The sequence below is a fragment of the Streptomyces uncialis genome, from assembly GCF_036250755.1.
Classification (GTDB): domain Bacteria; phylum Actinomycetota; class Actinomycetes; order Streptomycetales; family Streptomycetaceae; genus Streptomyces; species Streptomyces uncialis.
The window spans coordinates 5,641,345-5,667,292 of sequence record NZ_CP109583.1; the positions used below are offsets into that span (position 1 = coordinate 5,641,345).

Here is a 25,948-nt window from a genome sequence, read left to right on the forward strand (position 1 = left end):
TTGGGGCGCTCCCGGCTTGTTCTTCGGGTCGGTGCCGGTCGGGATTCTCCGTCCTCGCTCCAACGCGCTCGGTACGACGTTCCCTTGCCGGACTGAAGAGCATCGGAGTCTGCGGGCAGAGATTCCCGCCCACCCCCTCCCGCAGCCCCGCGACCGCACGAGGAGGAGGGTGAAAAACAACCCCAGGGGGCGCCCCCGAAGGGGCGCGGGGAACTGCGCAAAAACGAGGGCCGACCCGCACCCGGAGAGCGACCGCAAGGGGGCAGCATCCAGGGGCGCGGGGAACTGCGCACCCACGGACGACCCGCACCGGGACAAGTGGGGTCAGGTGGGGAGACCCCGGGGTACGCGGGGAGTACGGGAACCGAAACCGTGGGGCTCAGCCGGGACTCAGGACGTGAGCCAGGTGTCGATGTCCGCGAGGAGGGACTCCTTCGTACCCGTCGGCGCGGCGGACGCCCGTACGGACTGCCGTGCCAGCTCCGCCAGCTCCGGATCGGAGAACCCGTGCACATCCCGCGCGATCACGTACTGCTCGTTCAGCCGCGCCCCGAACAGCAGCGGATCGTCCGCCCCGAGCGCCAACGGCACCCCCGCGTCGAACAGCTTCCGCAGGGGCACGTCCTCCTGCTTGTCGTAGACGCCCAGCGCGACGTTCGACGTCGGACACACCTCGCACGTCACCTGCCGGTCCGCCAGCCGCTTCAGCAGCCGCGGGTCCTCCGCGGCCCGCACCCCGTGCCCGACCCGGTCCGCGTGCAGATCGTCCAGGCAGTCCCGTACCGACGCGGGTCCCGTCAGTTCACCGCCGTGCGGGGCCGACAGCAGCCCGCCGTCCCGCGCGATCGCGAACGCCCGGTCGAAGTCGCGGGCCATCCCGCGCCGCTCGTCGTTGGACAGCCCGAACCCGACGACCCCCCGGTCGGTGTACCGCACCGCGAGCCGCGCCAGGGTCCGCGCGTCCAGCGGATGCTTCATCCGGTTCGCCGCGACCAGTACCCGTATCCCCAGCCCGGTGTCCCGGGACGCCGTCTCCACCGCGTCCAGGATGATCTCCAGCGCGGGGATCAGCCCGCCGAGCCGCGGCGCGTACGAGGTCGGGTCCACCTGGATCTCCAGCCACCCGGACCCGTCCCGGATGTCCTCCTCCGCGGCCTCGCGCACCAGCCGCTGGATGTCCTCCGGCTCCCGCAGACAGGACCGGGCCATGTCGTACAGCCGCTGGAAGCGGAACCAGCCGCGTTCGTCGGTGGCCCGCAGGTCCGGCGGCTCACCGCCGGTCAGCGCGGCGGGCAGATGCACCCCGTACTTGTCGGCCAGCTCCAGCAGCGTGCCGGGCCGCATCGAACCCGTGAAGTGCAGATGCAGATGCGCCTTCGGCAGTGCGCCGAGGTCTCGAACGTGCTCCATCCCAGGATCTTGCCGCACCCGGAGGGCGCCCGGTACCGGCTTTCCCCGTTCGGGTCCTTGCCCGAACGAAGAAGCGGGCCCCCACCAGGGTGGGAACCCGCCTCTGTGGCGTACCGCACGCGGCGGCCCGCAGGGTCGGTCAGTCCGTCGCCTCCGCGAGGAGCTTCTGGATACGGGCCACGCCCTCCGCGAGGTCCTCGTCGCCGAGCGCGTACGACAGCCGCAGATAACCGGGCGTACCGAACGCCTCGCCGGGCACCACCGCGACCTCGACCTCGTCGAGGATCAGCGCGGCCAGCTCCACACTGCTGCTCGGCCGCTTGCCCCGGATCTCCTTGCCGAGCAGCGCCTTCACCGACGGGTACACGTAGAACGCGCCCTCCGGCTCGGGGCAGACGACACCGTCGATCTCGTTCAGCATCCGCACGATGGTCCGCCGGCGCCGGTCGAACGCCTCACGCATCGCGGACACGGCCTCCAGATCACCGGAGACGGCCGCCAGCGCGGCGGCCTGGGCGACGTTGGAGACATTGGACGTGGCATGCGACTGGAGGTTGGTCGCGGCCTTGACGACGTCCTTCGGGCCGATCATCCAGCCGACCCGCCAGCCGGTCATGGCGTACGTCTTCGCCACCCCGTTGACGACGATGCACTTGTCCCGCAGCTCGGGCAGGACCGCCGGGAGCGAGGTGAAGGCGGTGTCGCCGTAGACCAGGTGCTCGTAGATCTCGTCGGTGAGCACCCACAGCCCGTGCTCGACGGCCCAGCGGCCGATCGCCTCGGTGTCCTCGGCGCTGTAGACGGCCCCGGTCGGGTTGGAGGGGGAGACGAACAGCAGCACCTTCGTCTTCTCGGTACGGGCGGCCTCCAGCTGCTCCACGCTCACGCGGTAGCCGCTGGTCTCGTCGGTGACGACGTCCACCGGGACGCCGCCCGCGAGCCGGATCGACTCGGGGTACGTCGTCCAGTAGGGCGCCGGGACGATGACCTCGTCGCCCGGGTCGAGGATCGCGGCGAACGCCTCGTAGATGGCCTGCTTGCCGCCGTTGGTCACCAGGACCTGCGACGCCTCGACCTCGTATCCGGAGTCGCGGAGCGTCTTCGCGGCGATGGCCGCCTTCAGCTCCGGCAGACCGCCTGCCGGGGTGTAGCGGTGGAACTTCGGGTTCTTGCACGCCTCGATGGCGGCTTGAACGATGTAGTCCGGGGTCGGGAAGTCGGGTTCACCGGCGCCGAAGCCGATCACCGGACGCCCGGCGGCCTTCAGTGCCTTGGCCTTGGCGTCCACGGCGAGGGTGGCGGATTCGGAGATCGCGCCGACTCGGGCGGAGACCCGGCGCTCGGTCGGAGAGGTTGCAGCGCTCATGGAGCCCATGCTTTCAGACCCGAAAGGAGCAGGACACACGGGTTTCACAGTGCGGTCACCGGGCACAGCCCCGGGATGAAGGCGCAGCCATCGCCCGTCCGGACGCGATCTGTTCGACGGCAGCCCCCGGAACACGTACACTCATTCCTCGTTGGCCATCAGCGGACGCGTCCGTCGCACCCACTCCGCGGAGTCGGGTGGATGCGGTACGTTGGGGCGAACCAAAGGGTCGTAGCTCAATTGGTAGAGCACTGGTCTCCAAAACCAGCGGTTGGGGGTTCAAGTCCCTCCGGCCCTGCAAGGCACACTTCCTCCTCCGGATGTGTGGATGCGATTGTACGTACCGCAATGCACCGTCGTGCGGCTCAACCGGGCGCGGCACGGCCGACCCGGGAATCAGGTGAGGACGAGTGACGGACGCCGTGGGCTCCATCGACATGCCTGATGCTCAGGACGAAGCTCCTGAATCCGAGAAGAAGAGCCGCAAGGGCGGCAAGCGCGGCAAGAAGGGCCCGTTCGGTCGGCTCGCGCTCTTCTACCGCCAGATCGTCGCGGAGCTGCGCAAGGTCGTCTGGCCCACGCGCTCCCAGCTGACGACGTACACGACCGTCGTGATCATCTTCGTGGTCATCATGATCGGCATCGTGACCGTGCTTGACTTGGGTCTCGACCGAGTCGCGAAGTACGTCTTCGGCTGATGCCGGAAGCACAGCCGCGAGTGAAGGACGCCGACGCCGGTGTCCTTTTCGCGTGTTCCACCCCTCTGTATCCAGGAAGAAGCAGCCACCGTGTCTGACCCGAACCTGAACGACGCCGTCGAGCCCGCTGAGGTCGATGCGGAGTCCATCGAGGACGAGCTCGACATCGTGGAGGCCGCGGACGCCGAGGACCCGGACCAGGCCGAGGCTGCCGACATCGCCGCGGGTGAGCCGGCCGAGGAAGCCGCGCTCCACGTCGAGGACGAGGACGTCGAGGACACGGACACCGACGAGGCCACCGCCGTCGCCGAAGAGGCCGACGCCGACGCCGACACCGACGGTGACGACGCCGAGGCCACCGACGCGGACGAGGCCACCGGCGAGGACACGGACGAGACCGAGGACGAGGCGGCCGAAGAGGCCGAGCCCGTCGAGCCGGTCGACCCCGCCGCCGCGTTCCGCGAGGAACTGCGCACCCTCCCCGGCGAGTGGTACGTCATCCACACCTACGCGGGCTACGAGAAGCGCGTGAAGGCGAACCTGGAGCAGCGTGCCGTCTCGCTGAACGTCGAGGAGTTCATCTACCAGGCCGAAGTGCCCGAGGAAGAGATCGTCCAGATCAAGAACGGCGAGCGTAAGAACGTCCGCCAGAACAAGCTTCCCGGTTACGTCCTGGTCCGGATGGACCTCACCAACGAGTCCTGGGGCGTTGTCCGCAACACCCCCGGTGTCACCGGCTTCGTCGGCAACGCCTACGACCCGTACCCGCTGACCCTGGACGAGATCGTCAAGATGCTCGCCCCGGAGGCCGAGGCCAAGGCAGCCCGTGAGGCTGCCGACGCCGAGGGCCGTCCTGTGCCGCAGCGCAAGATCGAGGTCCAGGTGCTCGACTTCGAGGTCGGCGACTCGGTCACGGTCACCGATGGTCCGTTCGCGACCCTCCAGGCCACGATCAACGAGATCAACGCCGACTCCAAGAAGGTCAAGGGTCTGGTCGAGATCTTCGGCCGCGAGACCCCGGTCGAGCTGAGCTTCGACCAGATCCAGAAGAACTGAGCCGCCCGGGGCGCCCCGGCGGGCCCCCGGCGCCAGGATCTCCTGGAGCATCCGCTTCCGACCAGGTCGGAACGGTCCTCGTGACCGTTCTGACCTGTCGGTTTTTCACCGTACGGCCATACCCGTTATCGTTGTGCGGTATGCCTCCATCCGGATGACCGGCTGGGGCGCTCACACCTCTCACTAGGACCCGGAGAGAGCAATGCCTCCCAAGAAGAAGAAGGTCACGGGGCTTATCAAGCTCCAGATCCAGGCCGGCGCGGCCAACCCGGCTCCGCCGGTCGGCCCCGCGCTGGGCCAGCACGGCGTCAACATCATGGAGTTCTGCAAGGCCTACAACGCGGCGACCGAGTCGCAGCGTGGCTGGGTCATCCCGGTGGAGATCACGGTCTACGAGGACCGTTCCTTCACCTTCATCACCAAGACCCCGCCGGCCGCGAGGATGATCCTCAAGGCCGCCGGTGTCGAGAAGGGCTCCGGCGAGCCCCACAAGACCAAGGTCGCCAAGATCACCCAGGCGCAGGTCCGTGAGATCGCCACCACCAAGATGGCCGACCTCAACGCCAACGACCTGGACGCCGCCGCGAAGATCATCGCGGGTACCGCCCGGTCCATGGGTGTCACGGTCGAGGGCTGACCCCCTCCCGTACCCGCTCGTACCTCCCGTACGCGCGTGTACGACCCCGTACGACCTTCAGTGATGTGGCAGGGCCAGCGCTGGCCCGTACCACGACTCCATCCCCGTCCGGTGGCTGCTTTGCCGCCAGACGAAAATCTGCAAATCAGGAGCAGAAGTGAAGCGCAGCAAGTCTCTCCGCGCCGCTGACGCCAAGATCGACCGGGACAAGCTCTACGCCCCGCTCGAAGCCGTGCGTCTCGCCAAGGAGACCTCCACGAGCAAGTACGACGGCACCGTCGAGATCGCCTTCCGGCTGGGTGTCGACCCCCGCAAGGCCGACCAGATGGTCCGCGGCACCGTGAACCTCCCGCACGGCACCGGCAAGACCGCCCGGGTCCTGGTCTTCGCGACCGGTGACCGTGCCGAGGCCGCACGTGCCGCCGGCGCCGACATCGTCGGCTCCGACGAGCTCATCGACGAGATCTCCAAGGGCCAGCGCCTGAACGAGTTCGACGCCGTCGTCGCCACCCCGGACCTCATGGGCAAGGTCGGCCGCCTCGGCCGCGTCCTCGGCCCGCGTGGTCTGATGCCGAACCCGAAGACCGGCACGGTGACCCCGGACGTGGTCAAGGCCGTGAACGAGATCAAGGGCGGCAAGATCGAGTTCCGCGTCGACAAGCACTCCAACCTCCACTTCATCATCGGCAAGGTGTCCTTCGACGACACCAAGCTCGTGGAGAACTACGGCGCGGCCCTGGAGGAGATCCTCCGTCTCAAGCCGTCCGCCGCGAAGGGCCGCTACATCAAGAAGGCCGTCATCAGCACGACGGTCGGCCCCGGTGTGCCCGTCGACCCCAACCGCACCCGCAACCTCCTCACCGAGGAAGACCCCGCCGCCGTCTGAGCGAACGGGTCCACGCGCGCGTGACCTCACGGGCCCCGTGCCCTCCGGTTCCCCCGGAGGGCACGGGGCCCGTCCCGTTGCCCGCCGTTCCCCCCTCGGCTCGGCCTGACCTGCGCTAGCGTGCGGGCAGCGCCGCACACGGCGGGGGACGGGGGCTTGCGGGACATGGGCACAGCGCGTACGGGTGTCACCCGCCGGAGCACCCTGCTGTCCCTGTGCGCGCTCGTGCTCGGACCGCTCCTGCTCATCACCGGCTGCGGCTTCCTCGCCCTGACCGCCTGCGAGGCCCCCGGCGACCGCGACGACCCCCGGCCCCGGGCCACCGTCCCCGCCGAGGTGCTGCGCGCCCTGCGCACCGCCTCCACCGTCACCCGCCAGGCGGGCTCCGCACGGGTCACCGCCGTCATGACCATGGGCGACCGGGTCTCCACCCGGACCACCGGCACCCTCGGCTGGCGCGACGGCCTCAACGGCGCCCTGACCATCCGCTACACCGGCGGCACCCTCGTCGGGACGCTGCGCGGCCTGGACATCGGCACCACCGAGGCCCGGTTCGTCGACGGGGTGTACTACGCGCGGATGAGCGACGCGTTCGCCGCGGAGTCCGGCGGCCGGCACTGGGTCCGCCACCCCCACGACTCCTCGGCGAACTTCGCCCCCAACCAGTCCGTGGAACTCCTCCTCGCCGCCCCCGACACCCGCCGCACCGGCCGCGAGACGGTACGCGGCGTCCCCGCCACCCGGTACACCGGCACCCTGCGCCCCGCCGACCTGCCCACCCGGGGCCCCGCCGCCGACGAGTCCGCCGAACTGCGCGACCAGCTCCGGGCCGCCGGGGTCACCGAGGAACGCGTCGACGTATGGATCGACGGGGCCGGCCGCCTCGTCAAGCGCGCCGAACGCAGCGAGACCGCCGCCGGGACGCTGCACAGCACGGCGTATTACCGCCAGTTCGGCGTCCGCGTCGCCCCGGTGACCGCGCCCCCGCCCGCGGACACCGTCGATTACGCGGCGCTTTTGCCCTCCCGAGGCGGGCAATAGCCCTGTTTCCGGTGGTACGTCGTGGGCCGGGCGGTGCGGATGAGCTCCGGTAGGGTCGTTGATCCGCAGTGAGATCGTCATGTTTGTACAGGGGTGGGGCAATGCAGACCAACAAGAAGCCGCGGATCATCGGCGCGGTGCTCACGACGGCACTGCTGTGTACGACGGGGGTCGCGTGCAGCGGCGGCGACTCCGACGCGAAGAGTGACGGTTCGTCGGCGTCTCCGGCCAAGGCGCTGACCGCCGCCTTCAAGAAGACCACCGACGCCAAGTCCGCCAAGGTCGACATGACCATGAGGATGCCGTTCGCCAACGGCGGCGGCGACATGGACATGTCCGGCGTGGTCGGCTGGGAACCGTCCGTCATGGACGTCACCCTCACGGGCTCCTCGCTGGGCGACGAGCCGGGCACCCCGGACAAGTCGCGTACGGTCCAGCGCGACGGCGTCATGTACATGGACATGGGCTCCACCGCTGCCTCGGGGATGGAGGGCAAGCGCTGGCTGAAGATGGACACCAAGGCGGTCGCGGAGTACGCGGAGGAGACGAAGGACCCCACCCCGCGGACCATGCTGGACATCAGCCTGGAGAACACGAACCAGGACCCGGCCCAGCAGCTCGCGCTGCTCCTGGAGTCGCCCAACCTGAAGCACGTCGGTACGCAGAAGATCGATGGCGCCGAGGCCGAGCACTACAAGGGCAAGCTCACGGTCGCCGAGATGCTCAAGACGAACGACGCGCTCGCGGACCTCGACAAGGAGGAGCGGGACGAGCTCCTCAAGAACATGAAGAAGGCCGGGGTCAAGGGGTACGACATCGAGGCCTGGGTCAACGGTGACGACCTCCCGGTGCGGATGGACGTCAAGACCCAGGTCGAGCGGGGTGTCATCGACATCAGCACGAAGTACTCGGACTACGGCACGGAGGTGAAGGCCGAGGTGCCGAAGGCGTCCGAGACCCTCGACCTCCTTGAGACGATCAAGAAGCTCGACAAGGAAGACCCTGCGTAACGCCTTCGCTTGCGCTTCTGGGTCTGTCCGGCTGGACGTACTTCGTTGCTGTGCCGTCGTTCGGTGGTTTCGCGCAGTTCCCCGCGCCCCTTTGGGGCGCGTTCTGTTTGTTCTTCGGGTCGGTGCCGGTCGGGATTCTCCGTCCTCGATCCGACACGCTCGGTAAGACGTTCCGTGACTCGACTGAAGAGCATCGGAGTCTGCGAGCAGAGATTCCCGCCCACCCCCTCCCGTAGCAGCGCGACTGCGGGAGGAGAGGAGTGCCCCTTCAGGGGCGCGGGGAACTGCGCAAAAGACGAGGGCGGGCCCGCACCCGGGGAGCGACAGCAAGGGGGCACCCACCCAGGGGCGCGGGGAACTGCGCACCCACCGAGCGACCCGCACAGGGACGAGTACGGCCAGCCGGACGGACCTCGGAGGCGCAAGCGAAGGCGACCCGGTCGATTTGCCCGGCGGCCCCAGCCTCCCGTACTCTCGGCGAGAAGCCAAAGACCGCTGGTCGTTGCCGCGCGCTCGTCCGAGCCGCGGTGGCCGAAGGATTCCGCTGAACGAGCGGACGACCCGCGCAGGTGACCGAGGAACGTTCCCGGACCACGTCCGGTAGAGCCACGCCCCGTGCACCCGTGCCGGGGCGTTTCGTTTTCCCCAGTTTTCCTCCTTCGGGTCCGCGCGGTCCGAATCACCCGGAAGGAGGCCGAGACTCATGGCGAGGCCCGACAAGGCTGACGCGGTTGCCGAGCTGACGGACAAGTTCCGCAGCTCGAACGCCGCCGTGCTGACCGAGTACCGCGGTCTCACCGTGGCACAGCTCAAGCAGCTGCGCCGTTCGCTCGGTGAGAACGCCCAGTACGCCGTGGTGAAGAACACGCTGACCAAGATCGCGGCCAATGAGGCCGGGATCTCGACGCTGGACGACCTTTTCAACGGTCCGACAGCGGTCGCCTTCGTCACCGGTGACCCGGTGGAGTCGGCGAAGGGTCTTCGTGACTTCGCCAAGGACAACCCGAATCTCGTCATCAAGGGCGGAGTCCTTGACGGCAAGACGATGTCCGCCGACGAGTTCAAGAAGCTCGCGGACCTTGAGTCCCGCGAGGTTCTGCTCGCCAAGCTGGCGGGCGCAATGAAGGGCAAGCAGTCGCAGGCTGCCGCGCTCTTCCAGGCGCTCCCGTCGAAGTTCGTCCGCACCGCGGAAGCGCTTCGCGCCAAGAAGGCCGAGCAGGGCGGTGCCGAGTAATTCGGCTCGCACCTTGATCCCCGCGTGACGTGACCCCGGTCGCGTCAGCGGAGGTCGAAGCGGGCCCGACGTACGCCCGCCTGACATATACACCCGGCACCCGCCGAATTAGTGGAAGGATCGCCCGTCATGGCGAAGCTCAGCCAGGATGACCTGCTTGCCCAGTTCGAGGACATGACCCTCCTTGAGCTCTCCGCGTTCGTCTCCGCCTTCGAGGAGAAGTTCGACGTCACGGCCGCCGCCCCGGTCGCCGTCGCCGCCGGTGGCGCTGCCGCTGTCGCCGAGGCCCCCGAGGAGCAGGACGAGTTCGACGTCATCCTCACCGGTGCCGGCGAGAAGAAGATCCAGGTCATCAAGGTCGTGCGTGAGCTGACCTCGCTCGGTCTGAAGGAGGCCAAGGACCTCGTCGACGGCGCCCCGAAGCCCGTCCTGGAGAAGGTCGCCAAGGAGGCCGCCGAGAAGGCTGCCGAGTCCCTCAAGGGCGCCGGCGCCTCCGTCGAGGTCAAGTGACCCGAAGGGGAGCCTGTACGGCTTCCCGGCGAGCCGGGCGCCCTTGTGGCGCCCCTCGCACCCGTTCGCTGTAACGCGGACACCCTGAACGGCGATCACCCAAGTGGGTGGTCGCCGTTCGGCGTTCCGGGGGTCGCCCGAAGGGCTGCTTGCGGTCCGGGCGCTGACGAGTATGGTGATCTTCGTTGTGTCTCCGGCGGCCCCGGTGACGGCGCGCGACGACGGTGATCAGTGACGATCGCGGCACCCGGTTCGGGGGTGGGGGCCTTGACGAACCGCACGCAGCGCGCAATTCTCAGGACGCGTCGTCACAACGATCCGCGATCCGAGGCATGGATCGACGGCGAAGAGGGCAGTATCGATGTGCATTGAGGGCGTGACTGGCAGCAGGTGTTGAGAACACAGAGGGTGTCGCAGAACCCGAGCTGGACATCAGTGAGCCTTGTGGCTACACTGACCCTTTGCGCTGCCTGTTAGCTGCCTCCTGCCCGTCACCAGGGGCATGCCCATGCTTGAGCATCGAGTCGATACCCGGCCCTGACCTGGGTCTTCTGTCTCTGTGTCCAGGCGGGGGACCGGTACGCGCGTAGTGAGTCCGAGCCCTCGGAAGGACCCCCTCTTGGCCGCCTCGCGCACTGCCTCGACCGCGAATACGAACAACGGCGCCAGCACCGCCCCGCTGCGCATCTCCTTTGCAAAGATCAAGGAGCCCCTTGAGGTTCCGAACCTTCTTGCGCTGCAAACCGAGAGCTTTGACTGGCTGCTCGGCAACGACGCGTGGAAGGCTCGTGTCGAGGCGGCTCTGGAAAGCGGACAGGACGTCCCCAGGAAGTCAGGTCTGGAGGAGATCTTCGAGGAGATCTCCCCGATCGAGGACTTCTCCGGGTCGATGTCGCTGACCTTCCGCGACCACCGCTTCGAGCCTCCGAAGAACTCCATCGACGAGTGCAAGGAGCGCGACTTCACGTTCGCCGCGCCGCTCTTCGTCACCGCCGAGTTCACCAACAACGAGACCGGCGAGATCAAGTCCCAGACGGTCTTCATGGGCGATTTCCCGCTCATGACCAACAAGGGCACCTTCGTCATCAACGGCACCGAGCGTGTCGTCGTGTCGCAGCTCGTCCGTTCGCCCGGTGTCTACTTCGACTCCTCCATCGACAAGACGTCCGACAAGGACATCTTCTCCGCCAAGATCATCCCGTCCCGGGGTGCCTGGCTGGAGATGGAGATCGACAAGCGCGACATGGTCGGTGTCCGCATCGACCGCAAGCGCAAGCAGTCCGTCACCGTCCTTCTGAAGGCTCTCGGCTGGACCACCGAGCAGATCCTGGAGGAGTTCGGCGAGTACGAGTCCATGCGCGCCACCCTGGAGAAGGACCACACCCAGGGCCAGGACGACGCGCTGCTCGACATCTACCGCAAGCTGCGTCCGGGCGAGCCGCCCACCCGTGAGGCCGCCCAGACCCTTCTGGAGAACCTCTACTTCAACCCCAAGCGCTACGACCTCGCGAAGGTCGGCCGCTACAAGGTCAACAAGAAGCTCGGCGCGGACGAGCCGCTGGACGCCGGCGTGCTCACCAACGACGACGTCATCGCGACCATCAAGTACCTGGTCAAGCTGCACGCCGGCGAGACCGAGACGATCGGCGAGTCGGGCCGGTCCATCGTCGTCGAGACCGACGACATCGACCACTTCGGCAACCGTCGTCTGCGTAACGTGGGCGAGCTGATCCAGAACCAGGTCCGTACGGGTCTCGCCCGTATGGAGCGTGTCGTGCGTGAGCGCATGACCACCCAGGACGTCGAGGCGATCACGCCGCAGACCCTGATCAACATCCGGCCGGTCGTCGCCTCCATCAAGGAGTTCTTCGGCACCAGCCAGCTGTCGCAGTTCATGGACCAGAACAACCCGCTCTCGGGGCTCACCCACAAGCGCCGCCTGTCGGCGCTCGGCCCGGGTGGCCTCTCGCGTGAGCGGGCCGGCTTCGAGGTCCGTGACGTGCACCCCTCGCACTACGGCCGCATGTGCCCGATCGAGACCCCCGAAGGCCCGAACATCGGTCTGATCGGCTCGCTCGCCTCCTACGGCCGCGTCAACGCGTTCGGTTTCGTCGAGACCCCGTACCGCAAGGTCATCGACGGCCGGGTCAGCGACGACGTCGACTACCTGACCGCCGACGAGGAGGACCGCTTCGTCATCGCGCAGGCCAACGCCGTGCTGACCGACGACATGCTGTTCGCCGAGAACCGCGTCCTGGTCCGCCGCCGTGGCGGAGAGGTCGACTACGTGCCCGGCACGGACGTCGACTACATGGACGTCTCGCCGCGCCAGATGGTGTCCGTCGCGACCGCGATGATCCCCTTCCTGGAGCACGACGACGCCAACCGTGCCCTCATGGGCGCGAACATGATGCGTCAGGCCGTCCCGCTGATCAAGGCGGAGGCCCCGCTCGTCGGTACCGGCATGGAGTACCGCTGTGCCACCGACGCCGGCGACGTCATCAAGGCGGAGAAGGACGGTGTCATCCAGGAGGTCTCGGCCGACTACGTCACCGTCACCAACGACGACGGCACGTACACCACGTACCGCGTCGCCAAGTTCTCCCGCTCCAACCAGGGCACCTCCGTCAACCAGAAGGTGGTCGTCTCCGAGGGTGACCGCGTCATCGAGGGCCAGGTCCTCGCCGACGGTCCCGCCACGGAGAACGGCGAGATGGCGCTGGGCAAGAACCTGCTCGTCGCGTTCATGCCCTGGGAAGGTCACAACTACGAGGACGCGATCATCCTGTCGCAGCGCCTCGTGCAGGACGACGTCCTCTCCTCGATCCACATCGAGGAGCACGAGGTCGACGCCCGTGACACCAAGCTGGGCCCCGAGGAGATCACCCGGGACATCCCGAACGTCTCCGAAGAGGTCCTCGCCGACCTCGACGAGCGCGGCATCATCCGGATCGGTGCCGAGGTCGTCGCCGGCGACATCCTCGTCGGCAAGGTCACGCCCAAGGGCGAGACCGAGCTGACCCCCGAGGAGCGGCTGCTGCGCGCGATCTTCGGTGAGAAGGCCCGTGAGGTCCGTGACACCTCGCTGAAGGTGCCCCACGGCGAGATCGGCAAGGTCATCGGCGTCCGCGTCTTCGACCGTGAGGAAGGCGACGAGCTCCCGCCCGGCGTCAACCAGCTGGTCCGGGTCTACGTCGCCCAGAAGCGGAAGATCACGGACGGCGACAAGCTCGCCGGACGCCACGGCAACAAGGGCGTCATCTCCAAGATCCTCCCGATCGAGGACATGCCGTTCATGGAGGACGGCACCCCGGTCGACATCATCCTCAACCCGCTCGGTGTCCCGTCCCGGATGAACCCCGGACAGGTCCTGGAGATCCATCTCGGCTGGCTCGCCAGCCAGGGCTGGGACGTCTCCGGTCTCGCCGACGACTGGGCGCAGCGCCTCCAGGCCATCGAGGCCGACCAGGTCGCCCCGCGCACCAACGTCGCCACGCCCGTCTTCGACGGCGCCCGCGAGGACGAGCTGGCGGGTCTGCTGGAGCACACCATCCCGAACCGCGACGGCGACCGCATGGTCCAGCCCACCGGCAAGGCGAACCTGTACGACGGCCGCTCCGGCGAGCCGTTCCCGGAGCCGGTCTCGGTCGGCTACATGTACATCCTCAAGCTCCACCACCTGGTCGACGACAAGCTTCACGCCCGGTCGACCGGTCCGTACTCGATGATCACCCAGCAGCCGCTGGGTGGTAAGGCCCAGTTCGGTGGCCAGCGCTTCGGAGAGATGGAGGTGTGGGCGCTGGAGGCATACGGCGCCGCCTACGCCCTCCAGGAGCTGCTCACCATCAAGTCCGACGACGTGACCGGCCGCGTGAAGGTCTACGAGGCGATCGTCAAGGGCGAGAACATCCCCGAGCCCGGCATCCCCGAGTCCTTCAAGGTGCTCATCAAGGAGATGCAGTCCCTGTGCCTCAACGTGGAGGTGCTGTCCTCGGACGGTATGTCCATCGAGATGCGCGACACCGACGAGGACGTCTTCCGCGCAGCGGAAGAGCTCGGCATCGACCTGTCCCGGCGCGAGCCGAGCAGCGTCGAAGAGGTCTGACGGGTCCGGCCGGGATCACCTCCAGGTGATCCCGGCCGCAGCCCCGGACCCCGTACAGACCACGAGAGACACAACCCTGAGAGGGATTGACGCATAGTGCTCGACGTCAACTTCTTCGACGAGCTTCGGATCGGCCTGGCCACCGCTGACGACATTCGGCAGTGGAGCCACGGAGAGGTCAAGAAGCCCGAGACGATCAACTACCGCACGCTCAAGCCCGAGAAGGACGGACTCTTCTGCGAGAAGATCTTCGGTCCGACCCGGGACTGGGAGTGCTACTGCGGTAAGTACAAGCGTGTCCGCTTCAAGGGCATCATCTGTGAGCGCTGTGGCGTCGAGGTCACCCGCGCCAAGGTGCGACGTGAGCGGATGGGCCACATCGAGCTCGCCGCGCCCGTCACCCACATCTGGTACTTCAAGGGCGTTCCCTCACGCCTCGGCTACCTCCTGGACCTCGCGCCGAAGGACCTGGAGAAGGTCATCTACTTCGCCGCGTACATGATCACGTACGTGGACGACGAGCGCCGCACCCGGGACCTGCCCTCGCTGGAGACGCATGTCTCCGTCGAGCGCCAGCAGATCGAGAACCGCCGCGACTCCGACCTCGAAGCCCGCGCCAAGAAGCTGGAAGGCGACCTGGGCGAGCTGGAGGCCGAGGGCGCGAAGGCCGATGTGCGCCGCAAGGTGCGCGAGGGTGCCGAGCGTGAGATGAAGCAGCTCCGCGACCGCGCCCAGCGCGAGATCGACCGCCTCGACGAGGTGTGGAGCCGCTTCAAGAACCTCAAGGTCCAGGACCTGGAGGGCGACGAGCTGCTCTACCGCGAGCTGCGTGACCGCTTCGGCACGTACTTCGACGGCTCGATGGGCGCCGCCGCGCTCCAGAAGCGCCTGGAGTCCTTCGATCTGGAGGAGGAGGCCGAGCGCCTCCGCGAGATCATCCGCACCGGCAAGGGCCAGAAGAAGACCCGCGCCCTCAAGCGGCTGAAGGTCGTCTCCGCGTTCCTCCAGACCAGCAACAGCCCCAAGGGCATGGTCCTGGACTGCGTCCCGGTCATCCCGCCGGACCTGCGTCCGATGGTGCAGCTGGACGGTGGCCGCTTCGCGACCTCCGACCTGAACGACCTGTACCGCCGTGTCATCAACCGGAACAACCGCCTGAAGCGGCTTCTCGACCTCGGCGCGCCCGAGATCATCGTGAACAACGAGAAGCGGATGCTCCAGGAGGCCGTCGACGCGCTGTTCGACAACGGCCGCCGCGGCCGTCCGGTCACCGGACCGGGCAACCGTCCGCTGAAGTCGCTGTCCGACATGCTCAAGGGCAAGCAGGGCCGATTCCGGCAGAACCTGCTCGGCAAGCGGGTCGACTACTCGGCGCGTTCCGTCATCGTCGTCGGCCCGCAGCTCAAGCTGCACCAGTGCGGTCTGCCCAAGGCCATGGCGCTGGAGCTCTTCAAGCCGTTCGTGATGAAGCGCCTGGTGGACCTGAACCACGCGCAGAACATCAAGTCGGCCAAGCGCATGGTCGAGCGTGGCCGCACCGTCGTGTACGACGTCCTCGAAGAGGTCATCGCCGAGCACCCGGTGCTGCTGAACCGCGCCCCGACCCTGCACCGTCTGGGTATCCAGGCGTTCGAGCCGCAGCTCGTCGAGGGCAAGGCCATCCAGATCCACCCGCTCGTCTGCACCGCGTTCAACGCGGACTTCGACGGTGACCAGATGGCCGTGCACCTTCCGCTGTCCGCGGAGGCGCAGGCCGAGGCCCGCATCCTGATGCTGTCCTCGAACAACATCCTGAAGCCCGCCGACGGCCGCCCGGTCACGATGCCGACCCAGGACATGGTCCTCGGTCTGTTCTTCCTGACCACCGACGGCGAGATGCGCAACGTCAAGGGCGAGGAGCGTTCCTTCGCGTCCGTGGCGGAGGCCATCATGGCCTTCGACGCCGGCGAGCTGTCGCTCCAGTCCCGGGTCGACATCCGCTTCCCGGTGGGCACCATCCCGCCGCGCGGCTGGACCCCGCCCGCCGACGAGGCCGGTCCTGACGGCTTCGGTGGCGAGTGGCAGCCCGGTGACACCTTCCGGCTGCGGACGACCCTGGGCCGCGCGCTCTTCAACGAGCTGCTGCCCGAGGACTACCCGTTCGTCGACTACGAGGTCGGCAAGAAGCAGCTCTCGGAGATCGTCAACGATCTCGCCGAGCGCTACCCCAAGGTCATCGTGGCGGCGACGCTCGACAACCTGAAGGCGTCCGGCTTCTACTGGGCCACCCGCTCCGGTGTCACCGTCGCCATCTCCGACGTGGTCGTTCCCGAGGCCAAGAAGGAGATCGTCAAGGGCTACGAGGCCCAGGACGAGAAGGTCCAGAAGCAGTACGAGCGCGGTCTGATCACCAAGGACGAGCGCACGCAGGAGCTCATCGCGATCTGGACCAAGGCGACCAACGAGGTCGCCGAGGCGATGAACGACAACTTCCCGAAGACGAACCCGATCTTCATGATGGTGAACTCGGGCGCGCGCGGAAACATGATGCAGATGCGTCAGATCGCCGGTATGCGTGGTCTGGTGTCGAACGCCAAGAACGAGACCATCCCGCGGCCCATCAAGGCGTCGTTCCGTGAGGGTCTGTCCGTGCTGGAGTACTTCATCTCCACGCACGGTGCCCGTAAGGGTCTGGCGGACACCGCCCTGCGTACCGCCGACTCGGGTTACCTCACCCGTCGTCTGGTCGACGTCTCGCAGGACGTCATCATCCGCGAGGAGGACTGCGGCACCGACCGCGGCCTGCGCCTCGGCATCGCCGAGCGCGGTGCGGACGGTGTGCTGCGCAAGACGGAGAACGTCGAGACCAGCGTGTACGCGCGCTGCCTCGCCGAGGACATCGTCGTCGACGGCAAGGTGCTCGCCCCGGCGGGTACCGACCTCGGTGACGTCCTCATCGACGAGGTCGTCCGCTACGGCATCGTGGAGGTCAAGACCCGTTCGGTCCTGACCTGCGAGTCCGCCGTCGGCACCTGCGCCATGTGCTACGGCCGCTCCCTGGCCACCGGCAAGCTGGTCGACATCGGTGAGGCGGTCGGCATCATCGCCGCCCAGTCCATCGGTGAGCCCGGCACCCAGCTGACGATGCGTACCTTCCACACCGGTGGTGTGGCCGGTGACGACATCACCCAGGGTCTGCCGCGAGTCGTCGAGCTCTTCGAGGCCCGTACGCCCAAGGGTGTCGCCCCGATCTCGGAGGCGGCCGGCCGCATCCGGATCGAGGAGACCGAGAAGACGAAGAAGATCGTCGTCACCCCGGACGACGGCAGCGAGGAGACGGCGTTCCCGATCTCCAAGCGGTCGCGTGTCCTGGTCGGCGAGGGCGATCACGTCGAGGTGGGCCAGAAGCTCATCGTGGGTGCCACCAACCCGCACGACGTGCTGCGCATCCTCGGTCAGCGTGCCGTCCAGATCCACCTGGTCGGAGAGGTCCAGCGGGTGTACAACTCGCAGGGTGTGTCGATCCACGACAAGCACATCGAGATCATCATCCGGCAGATGCTGCGCCGGGTGACGATCATCGAGTCGGGCGACGCGGAGCTGCTGCCCGGCGAGCTGGTCGAGCGTTCGAAGTTCGAGACCGAGAACCGCCGTGTGGTCCAGGAGGGTGGTCACCCGGCGTCCGGGCGTCCGCAGCTCATGGGTATCACCAAGGCGTCGCTCGCGACCGAGTCGTGGCTGTCCGCGGCCTCCTTCCAGGAGACGACCAGGGTTCTGACGGACGCGGCGATCAACGCCAAGTCCGACTCCCTGATCGGCCTCAAGGAGAACGTCATCATCGGTAAGCTCATCCCGGCCGGTACGGGTCTGTCCCGCTACCGCAACATCCGGGTCGAGCCGACCGAGGAGGCGAAGGCCGCGATGTACTCGGCCGTCGGGTACGACGACATCGACTACTCGCCGTTCGGTACGGGGTCCGGCCAGGCCGTTCCCCTGGAGGACTACGACTACGGTCCGTACAACCAGTAGTCCGGCCCGCGTACGCGCTCACGTGTGCGCGTAGGTCGTCGGAGGGCGGTCACCCCCTGGGGGTGGCCGCCCTTCCGCCTTTGCCGGGCCCTGGGTGCTTCCCCGGCGGCTGTACCTGTACCTGTACGGGTGCGGGCCGCTCGTGGGTGCGCGGTTCCCCGTGCGCCTTCGGGGGCCTGTGGCCGTACTCGTTCGGGTGCGGCTGGGCGGGGGGCCCCGGAAGTGGACACAGGGTGGTGCCACGGGGACTCAGGGTGCGAGTACAAGGGGTCCGACCAATATCATTTTGACCGGGCTGTGTACGGTCGGTACGCTCAGACCTTGTGCCTGGGGTGTGCCCTGGCCCTTGTGCGTGTCCTCAACCGTACGAGGTGCCGTGAGCGGCCACCGCAATTCGTGCAGTTCCCGCCACAAGGGCGGGGGCCGCCGCATTCGACACACCCGACCGCGTGGGTCGGTGATGTTCCAGGTTAGCTCCATGATCGGCACACAGAAACCGGAGAAGTAGTGCCTACGATCCAGCAGCTGGTCCGAAAGGGCCGGCAGGACAAGGTCGAGAAGAACAAGACGCCCGCACTGGACGGTTCCCCCCAGCGCCGCGGCGTCTGCACGCGCGTGTTCACGACCACCCCGAAGAAGCCGAACTCGGCCCTGCGTAAGGTCGCGCGTGTGCGTCTGACCTCCGGCATCGAGGTCACGGCCTACATCCCGGGTGAGGGACACAACCTCCAGGAGCACTCCATCGTGCTCGTGCGCGGCGGCCGTGTGAAGGACCTGCCGGGTGTTCGCTACAAGATCATCCGCGGTTCCCTCGACACCCAGGGTGTCAAGAACCGCAAGCAGGCCCGCAGCCGCTACGGCGCCAAGAAGGAGAAGTAAGAATGCCTCGTAAGGGCCCCGCCCCGAAGCGCCCGGTCATCATCGACCCGGTCTACGGTTCTCCTCTGGTGACCTCCCTCATCAACAAGGTGCTGCTGAACGGCAAGCGCTCCACCGCCGAGCGCATCGTGTACGGCGCCATGGAGGGCCTGCGCGACAAGACCGGTAACGACCCGGTCATCACGCTCAAGCGCGCGCTGGAGAACATCAAGCCCACCCTTGAGGTCAAGTCCCGCCGTGTCGGTGGAGCGACCTACCAGGTTCCGATCGAGGTCAAGCCCGGCCGCGCCAACACCCTGGCGCTGCGCTGGCTCGTCGGTTACTCCCGCGCCCGTCGCGAGAAGACGATGACCGAGCGGCTGCTGAACGAGCTCCTCGACGCCTCCAACGGCCTCGGTGCCGCTGTGAAGAAGCGTGAGGACACTCACAAGATGGCCGAGTCCAACAAGGCCTTCGCTCACTACCGCTGGTAGTCACTACCCCATCGAGAGACCGAGAGAAGACTGAGCCTTATGGCTACCACTTCGCTTGACCTGGCCAAGGTGCGCAACATCGGCATCATGGCTCACATCGACGCGGGCAAGACGACGACCACCGAGCGGATCCTGTACTACACCGGCGTCTCGTACAAGATCGGTGAGGTCCACGACGGTGCTGCCACCATGGACTGGATGGAGCAGGAGCAGGAGCGTGGCATCACGATCACCTCTGCTGCCACCACCTGTCACTGGCCGCTTGAGGACGTCGATCACACCATCAACATCATCGACACCCCGGGTCACGTCGACTTCACCGTCGAGGTAGAGCGCTCGCTGCGCGTCCTCGACGGCGCTGTCACCGTGTTCGACGGTGTCGCCGGTGTCGAGCCCCAGTCCGAGACGGTTTGGCGTCAGGCGGACCGCTACGGCGTTCCGCGTATCTGCTTCGTCAACAAGCTGGACCGCACGGGTGCCGAGTTCCACCGCTGCGTCGACATGATCGTGGACCGCCTCGGTGCGGTTCCGATCGTCATGCAGCTCCCCATCGGCGCCGAGGCCGACTTCCAGGGCGTCGTGGACCTGGTCCGCATGAAGGCGCTCGTGTGGTCCGCCGAGACCGCGCTCGGCGAGGCGTACGACGTCGTGGACATCCCGGCCACGCACACCGAGACGGCCGACGAGTGGCGCGGCAAGCTGCTGGAGACCGTCTCCGAGAACGACGACGCCATGATGGAGCTGTACCTGGAGGGCACCGAGCCCACCGAGGAGCAGCTCTACGCGGCGATCCGCCGGATCACGATCGCCTCCGGCAAGGGTGACGGCGCGACCATCACCCCCGTGTTCTGCGGTACCGCGTTCAAGAACAAGGGCGTCCAGCCCCTGCTCGACGCCGTGGTGCGCTACCTCCCGTCCCCGCTCGACATCGAGGCCATCGAAGGCCACTCGGTGAACGACCCGGACGAGATCATCCGCCGCAAGCCGTCGGTCGACGAGCCGCTGGCCGCTCTCGCGTTCAAGATCGCGAGCGACCCGCACCTCGGCAAGCTGACGTTCGTCCGCGTGTACTCCGGGCGTCTGGAGTCGGGTTCTCAGGTGCAGAACTCGGTGAAGGGCCGCAAGGAGCGCATCGGCAAGATCTACCGGATGCACGCCAACAAGCGTGAGGAGATCGAGTCGGTGGGTGCCGGTGACATCGTCGCCGTCATGGGTCTGAAGCAGACCACCACCGGTGAGACCCTCGCCGACCCGGCGAACCCGGTCATCCTTGAGTCCATGGACTTCCCGGCCCCGGTGATCGAGGTCGCCATCGAGCCGAAGTCCAAGGGCGACCAGGAGAAGCTGGGTGTCGCCATCCAGCGCCTGGCCGAGGAGGACCCGTCCTTCCGCGTCAAGACCGACGAGGAGACGGGCCAGACCATCATCGCGGGTATGGGCGAGCTGCACCTCGACGTGCTGGTCGACCGTATGCGCCGTGAGTTCAAGGTCGAGGCCAACGTCGGCAAGCCGCAGGTGGCCTACCGCGAGACGCTCCGCAAGGGTGTCGAGCGGCTGGACTACACCCACAAGAAGCAGACCGGTGGTTCCGGTCAGTTCGCGAAGGTGCAGATCGCGCTGGAGCCGCTTGAGGGTGACGGCTACGAGTTCGTCAACAAGGTCACCGGTGGCCGTATCCCCCGGGAGTACATCCCCTCGGTGGACGCGGGCTGCCAGGAGGCCATGGAGTTCGGCGTGCTCGCCGGCTACCCCCTCACGGGTGTCCGGGTGCTCCTCCTCGACGGTTCCTACCACGAGGTCGACTCCTCCGAGATGGCCTTCAAGATCGCCGGTTCCATGGCCTTCAAGGAGGCCGCCCGCAAGGCCAGCCCGGCCCTGCTGGAGCCGATGATGAAGGTCGAGGTGACGACGCCCGAGGACTACATGGGTGACGTCATCGGTGACATCAACTCCCGTCGCGGTCAGATCCAGTCCATGGAAGACCGTCACGGTGCCAAGCTCGTCACGGGCCTGGTCCCGCTGTCGGAGATGTTCGGCTACGTCGGCGACCTCCGCAGCAAGACATCGGGTCGCGCGAGCTACTCGATGCAGTTCGACTCCTACGCCGAGGTTCCCCGGAACGTCGCCGAGGAGATCATCGCGAAGGCCAAGGGCGAGTAACTCAACCGAGTACACGCTTTAGGCTTGACTCCGGAGCCACCAGGGTGTCCGCCGCAGCCACGGCGGGCACCCCCGGCCCCGGACTATCCAGCAAAGATCACCTGGCGCCGATGAAGTAAGGCGTACAGAACCACTCCCCAGGAGGACCCCAGTGGCGAAGGCGAAGTTCGAGCGGACTAAGCCGCACGTCAACATCGGCACCATCGGTCACATCGACCACGGTAAGACGACCCTCACGGCCGCCATTACCAAGGTGCTGCACGACGCGTACCCGGACCTGAACGAGGCCTCGGCCTTCGACCAGATCGACAAGGCTCCCGAGGAGCGCCAGCGCGGTATCACGATCTCCATCGCGCACGTCGAGTACCAGACGGAGACGCGCCACTACGCCCACGTCGACTGCCCCGGTCACGCGGACTACATCAAGAACATGATCACCGGTGCCGCGCAGATGGATGGCGCGATCCTCGTGGTCGCCGCCACCGACGGCCCGATGCCGCAGACCAAGGAGCACGTGCTCCTGGCCCGCCAGGTCGGCGTTCCGTACATCGTCGTCGCGCTGAACAAGGCCGACATGGTGGACGACGAGGAGATCCTTGAGCTCGTCGAGCTCGAGGTCCGCGAGCTGCTCTCCGAGTACGAGTTCCCGGGCGACGACCTTCCGGTCGTCAAGGTCTCGGCGCTCAAGGCCCTTGAGGGCGACAAGGAGTGGGGCCAGACCGTCCTCGACCTGATGAAGGCCGTCGACGATTTCATCCCGCAGCCCGAGCGTGACGTCGACAAGCCGTTCCTGATGCCGATCGAGGACGTCTTCACGATCACCGGTCGTGGCACGGTCGTCACCGGCCGTATCGAGCGTGGCGTCCTCAAGGTCAACGAGACCGTCGACATCGTCGGTATCAAGACCGAGAAGACCACCACCACGGTCACCGGCATCGAGATGTTCCGCAAGCTGCTCGATGAGGGCCAGGCCGGTGAGAACGTCGGTCTGCTTCTTCGTGGCATCAAGCGCGAGGACGTCGAGCGCGGCCAGGTCATCATCAAGCCGGGCTCGGTCACCCCGCACACCGAGTTCGAGGCGCAGGCGTACATCCTGTCGAAGGACGAGGGTGGCCGTCACACCCCGTTCTTCAACAACTACCGCCCGCAGTTCTACTTCCGTACGACTGACGTGACCGGCGTCGTGACCCTCCCCGAGGGCACGGAGATGGTCATGCCGGGTGACAACACCCAGATGACGGTGACGCTCATCCAGCCCGTCGCCATGGAAGAGGGCCTGAAGTTCGCCATCCGTGAGGGTGGCCGGACCGTCGGCGCCGGCCAGGTCGTCAAGATCAACAAGTGACCTGACACGCGCGCTGCGGCGCAACGTGGGACCCGTACGACCCAGGTGGTCGTACGGGTCCTTTGTTTTCCCTGGGGTCGGCGGGTCGCCTTCGCTTGCGCTTTTGAGGTCTGTCCGGGTGGGGGTACTTCGTTGCTGTGCCGTCGCTCGGTGGGTGCGCAGTTCCCCGCGCCCCTTTGGGGCGCGTTCTGTTTGTTCTTCGGGTCGGTGCCGGTCGGGATTCTCCGTCCTCGCTCCAACGCGCTCGGCCGAACGTCCTGTGACTGTTCCGGGGCGTCGGAGTCTGCGGGCAGAGATTCCCGCCCACCCCCTCCCGTAGCCGGGCGAGTGCACGGGGAGGGGGCTTCCGCACCCGACGGACAACATTGAGGGGCGCCCCTTCAGGGGCGCGGGGAACTGCGCAGAACGAGGGCGGCCCGCACCCGAGAAGCGACCGCGATGGGGCAGCATCCAGGGGCGCGGGGAACTGCGCACCCCACGAGCGACCCGCACAGGGACGAGTGCGCTCAGCCGGACAGACCTCGGAGGCGCAAGCGAAGGCGGCCTGCGTAGAGCGGCAGGTTCTCGGTGGAGATGGTCCAGTCCGCGATCGTCACGTCCTCGCCGTACACGAAGTCCTTGCGGGTCGCGTAGCGCGGGCCCTCCGGGGTCGGGTGGATGTCCGTGAAGACGGCACCGGAGCCCGTACGGGGGTCGAACGCACCTGGTCCCTCCATGCCGGTCATCGGGAGCACCACGAGATCCGGCTGACGCAGGACGCCGGCCTGGACGTCCTCCACGTCGGGCTGTCCCGTGTGTGCGATCACGTGGTCAGGTACGGCCCGCTCCAGCCGCCGTCACAGACGGGCGGCCGTCAGCGAGTGGGGAGCGTTCGGCTGCCCGCGGTCGTGCACGATGCTTTCCCTGGCGATCTCCAGCTTCCCGGGCATGTCCTCCGCGAGACGCTCGGCGCTGTCGCGGAGGGCTCGGTACGGCTCCGGGCAAGGCGGCTGGGTCACGGCGAGCGGCGGGGAGACTGTTCGTGGCCGCCGGGTGCCTCTGCCGGAGGCTGTTCCTTGGTGAAGAGGTCGTCCTCGGCGGTGGCGGTGAGCGCCTTGGCGAGCCATTCGGTGAGGGTCTCGGAGTCCGTGGTGGAGGTGATCCGCTCCCGCGTTTCCTCGGAGACGCTGATGCCTCGCATCTCCAGTACGTCGATGAGCGTTGCGGCCCTGCCCTCTTCACGGCCCTCGGTCTTGCCTTTGAGGTAGGACTCTTCGACGATCGTGCCCCGGCCGGGGAAATAGGTGCCGACGCTCATCATGTTCCTCCAGGTGTTCCGGGCCTGGGTGTCGCCCAGTCCGAGTTCCAGTAGTTCGGTGAAGTAGTCCGCAGTGTCGACCTCGACCGTACCGAGAGCGGTAGCCAGCGCGTCCAGTATCGGGGTGATGTCCCGGTCCTTGCCATGAGTCATGGCAGCGAAGGTGGCGAGTGCCAGATTCTTGGACGCCTCGGCGGGACTGGTGATGACCGGGATGTTGTCAGGACCGATGACCAAAGGATGGGTGCTGAGGGCAGTCCAGCCCTCGATACCCGTCAGGAACGGGCCGGTGGCCCACTTGGCGGTTGCCCTGTCCCGACATACGACGAGGAGCAGCGCGGGCAGGTCGTACTTGGCGCGCAGGAACGCCAGGTAGTACGTCCAGCTTGCGGCTTTGTCCGGATCGCGCCGACCCTGGGCCTCGATGGCCAGCAGGAACGTCGTCCCGTCCGAGGATTCGACTCGCAGGACGCTGTCGACGCGGCGCTCCAGCGGCCTGATCTCGGTGGCGTCGCCCGTCAGGACCTCGACGGCGGCTTTGTCGGGCAGCGGTACACCGAGGACGCGGAACACGGGGCTCAGAAGTTCGGGACGTTCCTGAAAGATGCGGTGCGCGGCCTCATGAGAGGAGGTGACCATGATCGGGAGCGTAGGTCGCTCGTGATCGATCCGGTGATTGTTCGATGATCGTTCATTCGTACGGACGAACATGTTTCCGAGGTTGACGCGAGTGAGGGTTCCGGCTTCGTCAACTTCGACTGTCCGCCTGGTCAGGTGGCGTAGAGCGGCAGGTTCTCGGTGGAGATGGTCCGGTCCGCGATCGTCACGTCCTCGCCGTACACGACGTCCTTGCGGGTCGCGGAAGCCCGGCAGTCCCCGCAGTGGCCCGGGGTTCGGGAGCGGAAGGCTCGGTCGCAGGAGTCGCAGGTCTGGAGTGGGGGCGGGGGCGGCGGGCCCTGGCGCAGGGTGGGGAGGGGTGGGGGGAGAAGGGTGGTCAGGCGGTAGGCGAGGAACGCGGCGGGGCTGTGCAGGCGGTCCGGGGGGAGGCCCGTGGTCAGGGCCGCGCGGACCGCGTCCGGGTGCGTGCCGCGCTCCAGCCAGGCCGCTACGGCCGGGGCGAGCCGTCGTACGTCGCGTTCCGCGAGGGTCAGGCGGGGGTCCGCGGTGCGCAGCGACGCGAGCAGGTCGGCCGCTCTGCTGTGCAGCTCCGGGGCATGGGCCGTGGGGGACGGGAGCGGGGGCTGCGGTTTCTTCGGGGGCGGCGGTCCGGTGCTCCGGGGCGCGGTGCTCTGCGGGGTGGTGCTCCGCGGGGTGGCGTGCCGTGGTGCGGGGGGTGGGGCTTCGTGGTCCGGCTGGGTGCGGGACGTTGCCGGGTCCTCGTACGCGTACGTGAGGGTCACCCAGGTGCCGTTCGGGAGGTGCTTGCGTACCCGTTCGATGTAACCGTGCCTCTCCAGTTCCCGCAGGGCTCCCGCGATCCGGTCGCGGCCCTCCGGGAAGCGGCTGGCGAGGCTGCGGATGTCGACGGGGGTGCCGTCCGGCACGGAGAGGATGTACGCGGCGAGGCCGATCGCCGTGCAGGACAGGGCGCGGTGCCTGGTGAGGTGATGACCCAGGTGGGTGTGGTCCGGGTCCGGGTCCGGGTTCGAATTCGCGTTCCGGTGCGGGTCGGTTTCGTCGGCCGGGCGGGGGCCTGTGACCCGGATGACTCCGTGGGGGGTTTCCGGAACGCTGGATGGGCGGGGCGAGGGGGCGTTAAGCTGCGTGTCAGCCATCGGGAAGTGCTAGTTCCTTATGTGGTGAGGCCCTCGTTCGGGATGCCAGTCCCGGCCG

General features: G+C 67.5%; 18 protein-coding genes, 1 tRNA gene and 1 pseudogene. 15 read left to right on the forward strand and 5 right to left on the reverse strand.

Annotation, left to right across the window (positions count from 1 at the left end; translation table 11 throughout):
• Positions 1 to 390: 390 nt before the first annotated feature.
• Positions 391 to 1,410 carry an adenosine deaminase gene (locus OG711_RS23515; RefSeq protein WP_099280514.1) on the reverse strand — a complete coding sequence of 340 codons (1,020 nt, stop codon included), beginning with the start codon at positions 1,408 to 1,410 and terminating at the stop codon, positions 391 to 393.
• A 139-nt stretch (positions 1,411 to 1,549) separates the two neighbouring features.
• Entirely contained in the window at positions 1,550 to 2,776 is a 1,227-nt protein-coding gene (locus tag OG711_RS23520) for a pyridoxal phosphate-dependent aminotransferase (protein WP_073793080.1), read from the reverse strand.
• 225 nt (positions 2,777 to 3,001) lie between these two features.
• Between OG711_RS23520 and OG711_RS23525 the strand changes: the two genes are divergently transcribed.
• The 15 genes from OG711_RS23525 (at position 3,002) to tuf (ending at position 22,818) form a co-directional block, all read left to right on the forward strand.
• Positions 3,002 to 3,074, forward strand: a tRNA-Trp gene (locus tag OG711_RS23525).
• Between the two features lie 112 nt (positions 3,075 to 3,186).
• Entirely contained in the window at positions 3,187 to 3,474 is a 288-nt protein-coding gene (gene secE, locus OG711_RS23530; RefSeq protein WP_073792907.1) for a preprotein translocase subunit SecE, read from the forward strand.
• A gap of 90 nt (positions 3,475 to 3,564) precedes the next feature.
• Positions 3,565 to 4,530, forward strand: coding sequence for a transcription termination/antitermination protein NusG (gene nusG, locus OG711_RS23535; protein ID WP_329560274.1), 966 nt, complete (start codon positions 3,565 to 3,567; stop codon positions 4,528 to 4,530).
• Positions 4,531 to 4,732: 202 nt separating this feature from the next.
• The gene (rplK, locus tag OG711_RS23540; protein WP_073792905.1) at positions 4,733 to 5,167 is read left to right on the forward strand and encodes a 50S ribosomal protein L11; all 435 of its coding nucleotides are present in this window, start codon (positions 4,733 to 4,735) and stop codon (positions 5,165 to 5,167) included.
• A gap of 157 nt (positions 5,168 to 5,324) precedes the next feature.
• The gene (rplA, locus tag OG711_RS23545) at positions 5,325 to 6,053 is read left to right on the forward strand and encodes a 50S ribosomal protein L1 (protein ID WP_073792904.1); all 729 of its coding nucleotides are present in this window, start codon (positions 5,325 to 5,327) and stop codon (positions 6,051 to 6,053) included.
• A 165-nt stretch (positions 6,054 to 6,218) separates the two neighbouring features.
• Entirely contained in the window at positions 6,219 to 7,094 is an 876-nt protein-coding gene (locus OG711_RS23550) for a hypothetical protein (RefSeq protein ID WP_266516521.1), read from the forward strand.
• Between the two features lie 101 nt (positions 7,095 to 7,195).
• Entirely contained in the window at positions 7,196 to 8,104 is a 909-nt protein-coding gene (locus OG711_RS23555; protein WP_073792902.1) for a hypothetical protein, read from the forward strand.
• Between the two features lie 703 nt (positions 8,105 to 8,807).
• The gene (gene rplJ, locus OG711_RS23560) at positions 8,808 to 9,338 is read left to right on the forward strand and encodes a 50S ribosomal protein L10 (protein WP_073792901.1); all 531 of its coding nucleotides are present in this window, start codon (positions 8,808 to 8,810) and stop codon (positions 9,336 to 9,338) included.
• 129 nt (positions 9,339 to 9,467) lie between these two features.
• The gene (rplL, locus tag OG711_RS23565) at positions 9,468 to 9,848 is read left to right on the forward strand and encodes a 50S ribosomal protein L7/L12 (protein WP_073792900.1); all 381 of its coding nucleotides are present in this window, start codon (positions 9,468 to 9,470) and stop codon (positions 9,846 to 9,848) included.
• Between the two features lie 619 nt (positions 9,849 to 10,467).
• On the forward strand, positions 10,468 to 13,953 hold the full coding sequence (gene rpoB, locus OG711_RS23570; protein ID WP_073792899.1) for a DNA-directed RNA polymerase subunit beta: 3,486 nt from the start codon (positions 10,468 to 10,470) through the stop codon (positions 13,951 to 13,953).
• A 96-nt stretch (positions 13,954 to 14,049) separates the two neighbouring features.
• Entirely contained in the window at positions 14,050 to 17,961 is a 3,912-nt protein-coding gene (locus tag OG711_RS23575; RefSeq protein ID WP_329560275.1) for a DNA-directed RNA polymerase subunit beta', read from the forward strand.
• Between the two features lie 507 nt (positions 17,962 to 18,468).
• Positions 18,469 to 18,840, forward strand: coding sequence for a 30S ribosomal protein S12 (rpsL, locus tag OG711_RS23580; protein WP_007823146.1), 372 nt, complete (start codon positions 18,469 to 18,471; stop codon positions 18,838 to 18,840).
• 2 nt (positions 18,841 to 18,842) lie between these two features.
• Positions 18,843 to 19,313 (forward strand): 30S ribosomal protein S7, encoded by a 471-nt coding sequence (rpsG, locus tag OG711_RS23585; RefSeq protein ID WP_073792897.1) that lies wholly within the window; start codon positions 18,843 to 18,845, stop codon positions 19,311 to 19,313.
• Positions 19,314 to 19,352: 39 nt separating this feature from the next.
• On the forward strand, positions 19,353 to 21,473 hold the full coding sequence (gene fusA, locus OG711_RS23590; protein WP_073792896.1) for an elongation factor G: 2,121 nt from the start codon (positions 19,353 to 19,355) through the stop codon (positions 21,471 to 21,473).
• Between the two features lie 151 nt (positions 21,474 to 21,624).
• Positions 21,625 to 22,818, forward strand: coding sequence for an elongation factor Tu (gene tuf, locus OG711_RS23595; protein WP_073792895.1), 1,194 nt, complete (start codon positions 21,625 to 21,627; stop codon positions 22,816 to 22,818).
• Positions 22,819 to 23,324: 506 nt separating this feature from the next.
• On the opposite strand, the pseudogene OG711_RS23600 reads toward tuf, so the two are convergent.
• The 3 genes and pseudogenes from OG711_RS23600 to OG711_RS23615 form a co-directional block, all read right to left on the reverse strand.
• Positions 23,325 to 23,747, reverse strand: a pseudogene (locus OG711_RS23600) (hypothetical protein).
• A 65-nt stretch (positions 23,748 to 23,812) separates the two neighbouring features.
• A complete protein-coding gene (locus tag OG711_RS23610) occupies positions 23,813 to 24,754 on the reverse strand; it encodes a hypothetical protein (protein WP_266516494.1) in 942 nt (313 codons plus the stop codon).
• 131 nt (positions 24,755 to 24,885) lie between these two features.
• A complete protein-coding gene (locus tag OG711_RS23615) occupies positions 24,886 to 25,890 on the reverse strand; it encodes a hypothetical protein (RefSeq protein WP_329560276.1) in 1,005 nt (334 codons plus the stop codon).
• Positions 25,891 to 25,948: the final 58 nt, after the last annotated feature.

Coding starts and splice junctions, on each gene's coding strand:
- rplJ (WP_073792901.1), top strand. CDS start 8,808: ATGGCGAGGCCCGACAAGGCTGACGCGGTTGCCGAGCTGACGGACAAG.
- rplL (WP_073792900.1), top strand. CDS start 9,468: ATGGCGAAGCTCAGCCAGGATGACCTGCTTGCCCAGTTCGAGGACATG.
- OG711_RS23615 (WP_329560276.1), bottom strand. CDS start 25,890: ATGGCTGACACGCAGCTTAACGCCCCCTCGCCCCGCCCATCCAGCGTT.
- OG711_RS23515 (WP_099280514.1), bottom strand. CDS start 1,410: ATGGAGCACGTTCGAGACCTCGGCGCACTGCCGAAGGCGCATCTGCAT.
- rplK (WP_073792905.1), top strand. CDS start 4,733: ATGCCTCCCAAGAAGAAGAAGGTCACGGGGCTTATCAAGCTCCAGATC.
- OG711_RS23550 (WP_266516521.1), top strand. CDS start 6,219: ATGGGCACAGCGCGTACGGGTGTCACCCGCCGGAGCACCCTGCTGTCC.
- OG711_RS23520 (WP_073793080.1), bottom strand. CDS start 2,776: ATGAGCGCTGCAACCTCTCCGACCGAGCGCCGGGTCTCCGCCCGAGTC.
- rpsG (WP_073792897.1), top strand. CDS start 18,843: ATGCCTCGTAAGGGCCCCGCCCCGAAGCGCCCGGTCATCATCGACCCG.
- OG711_RS23610 (WP_266516494.1), bottom strand. CDS start 24,754: ATGGTCACCTCCTCTCATGAGGCCGCGCACCGCATCTTTCAGGAACGT.
- fusA (WP_073792896.1), top strand. CDS start 19,353: ATGGCTACCACTTCGCTTGACCTGGCCAAGGTGCGCAACATCGGCATC.
- OG711_RS23555 (WP_073792902.1), top strand. CDS start 7,196: ATGCAGACCAACAAGAAGCCGCGGATCATCGGCGCGGTGCTCACGACG.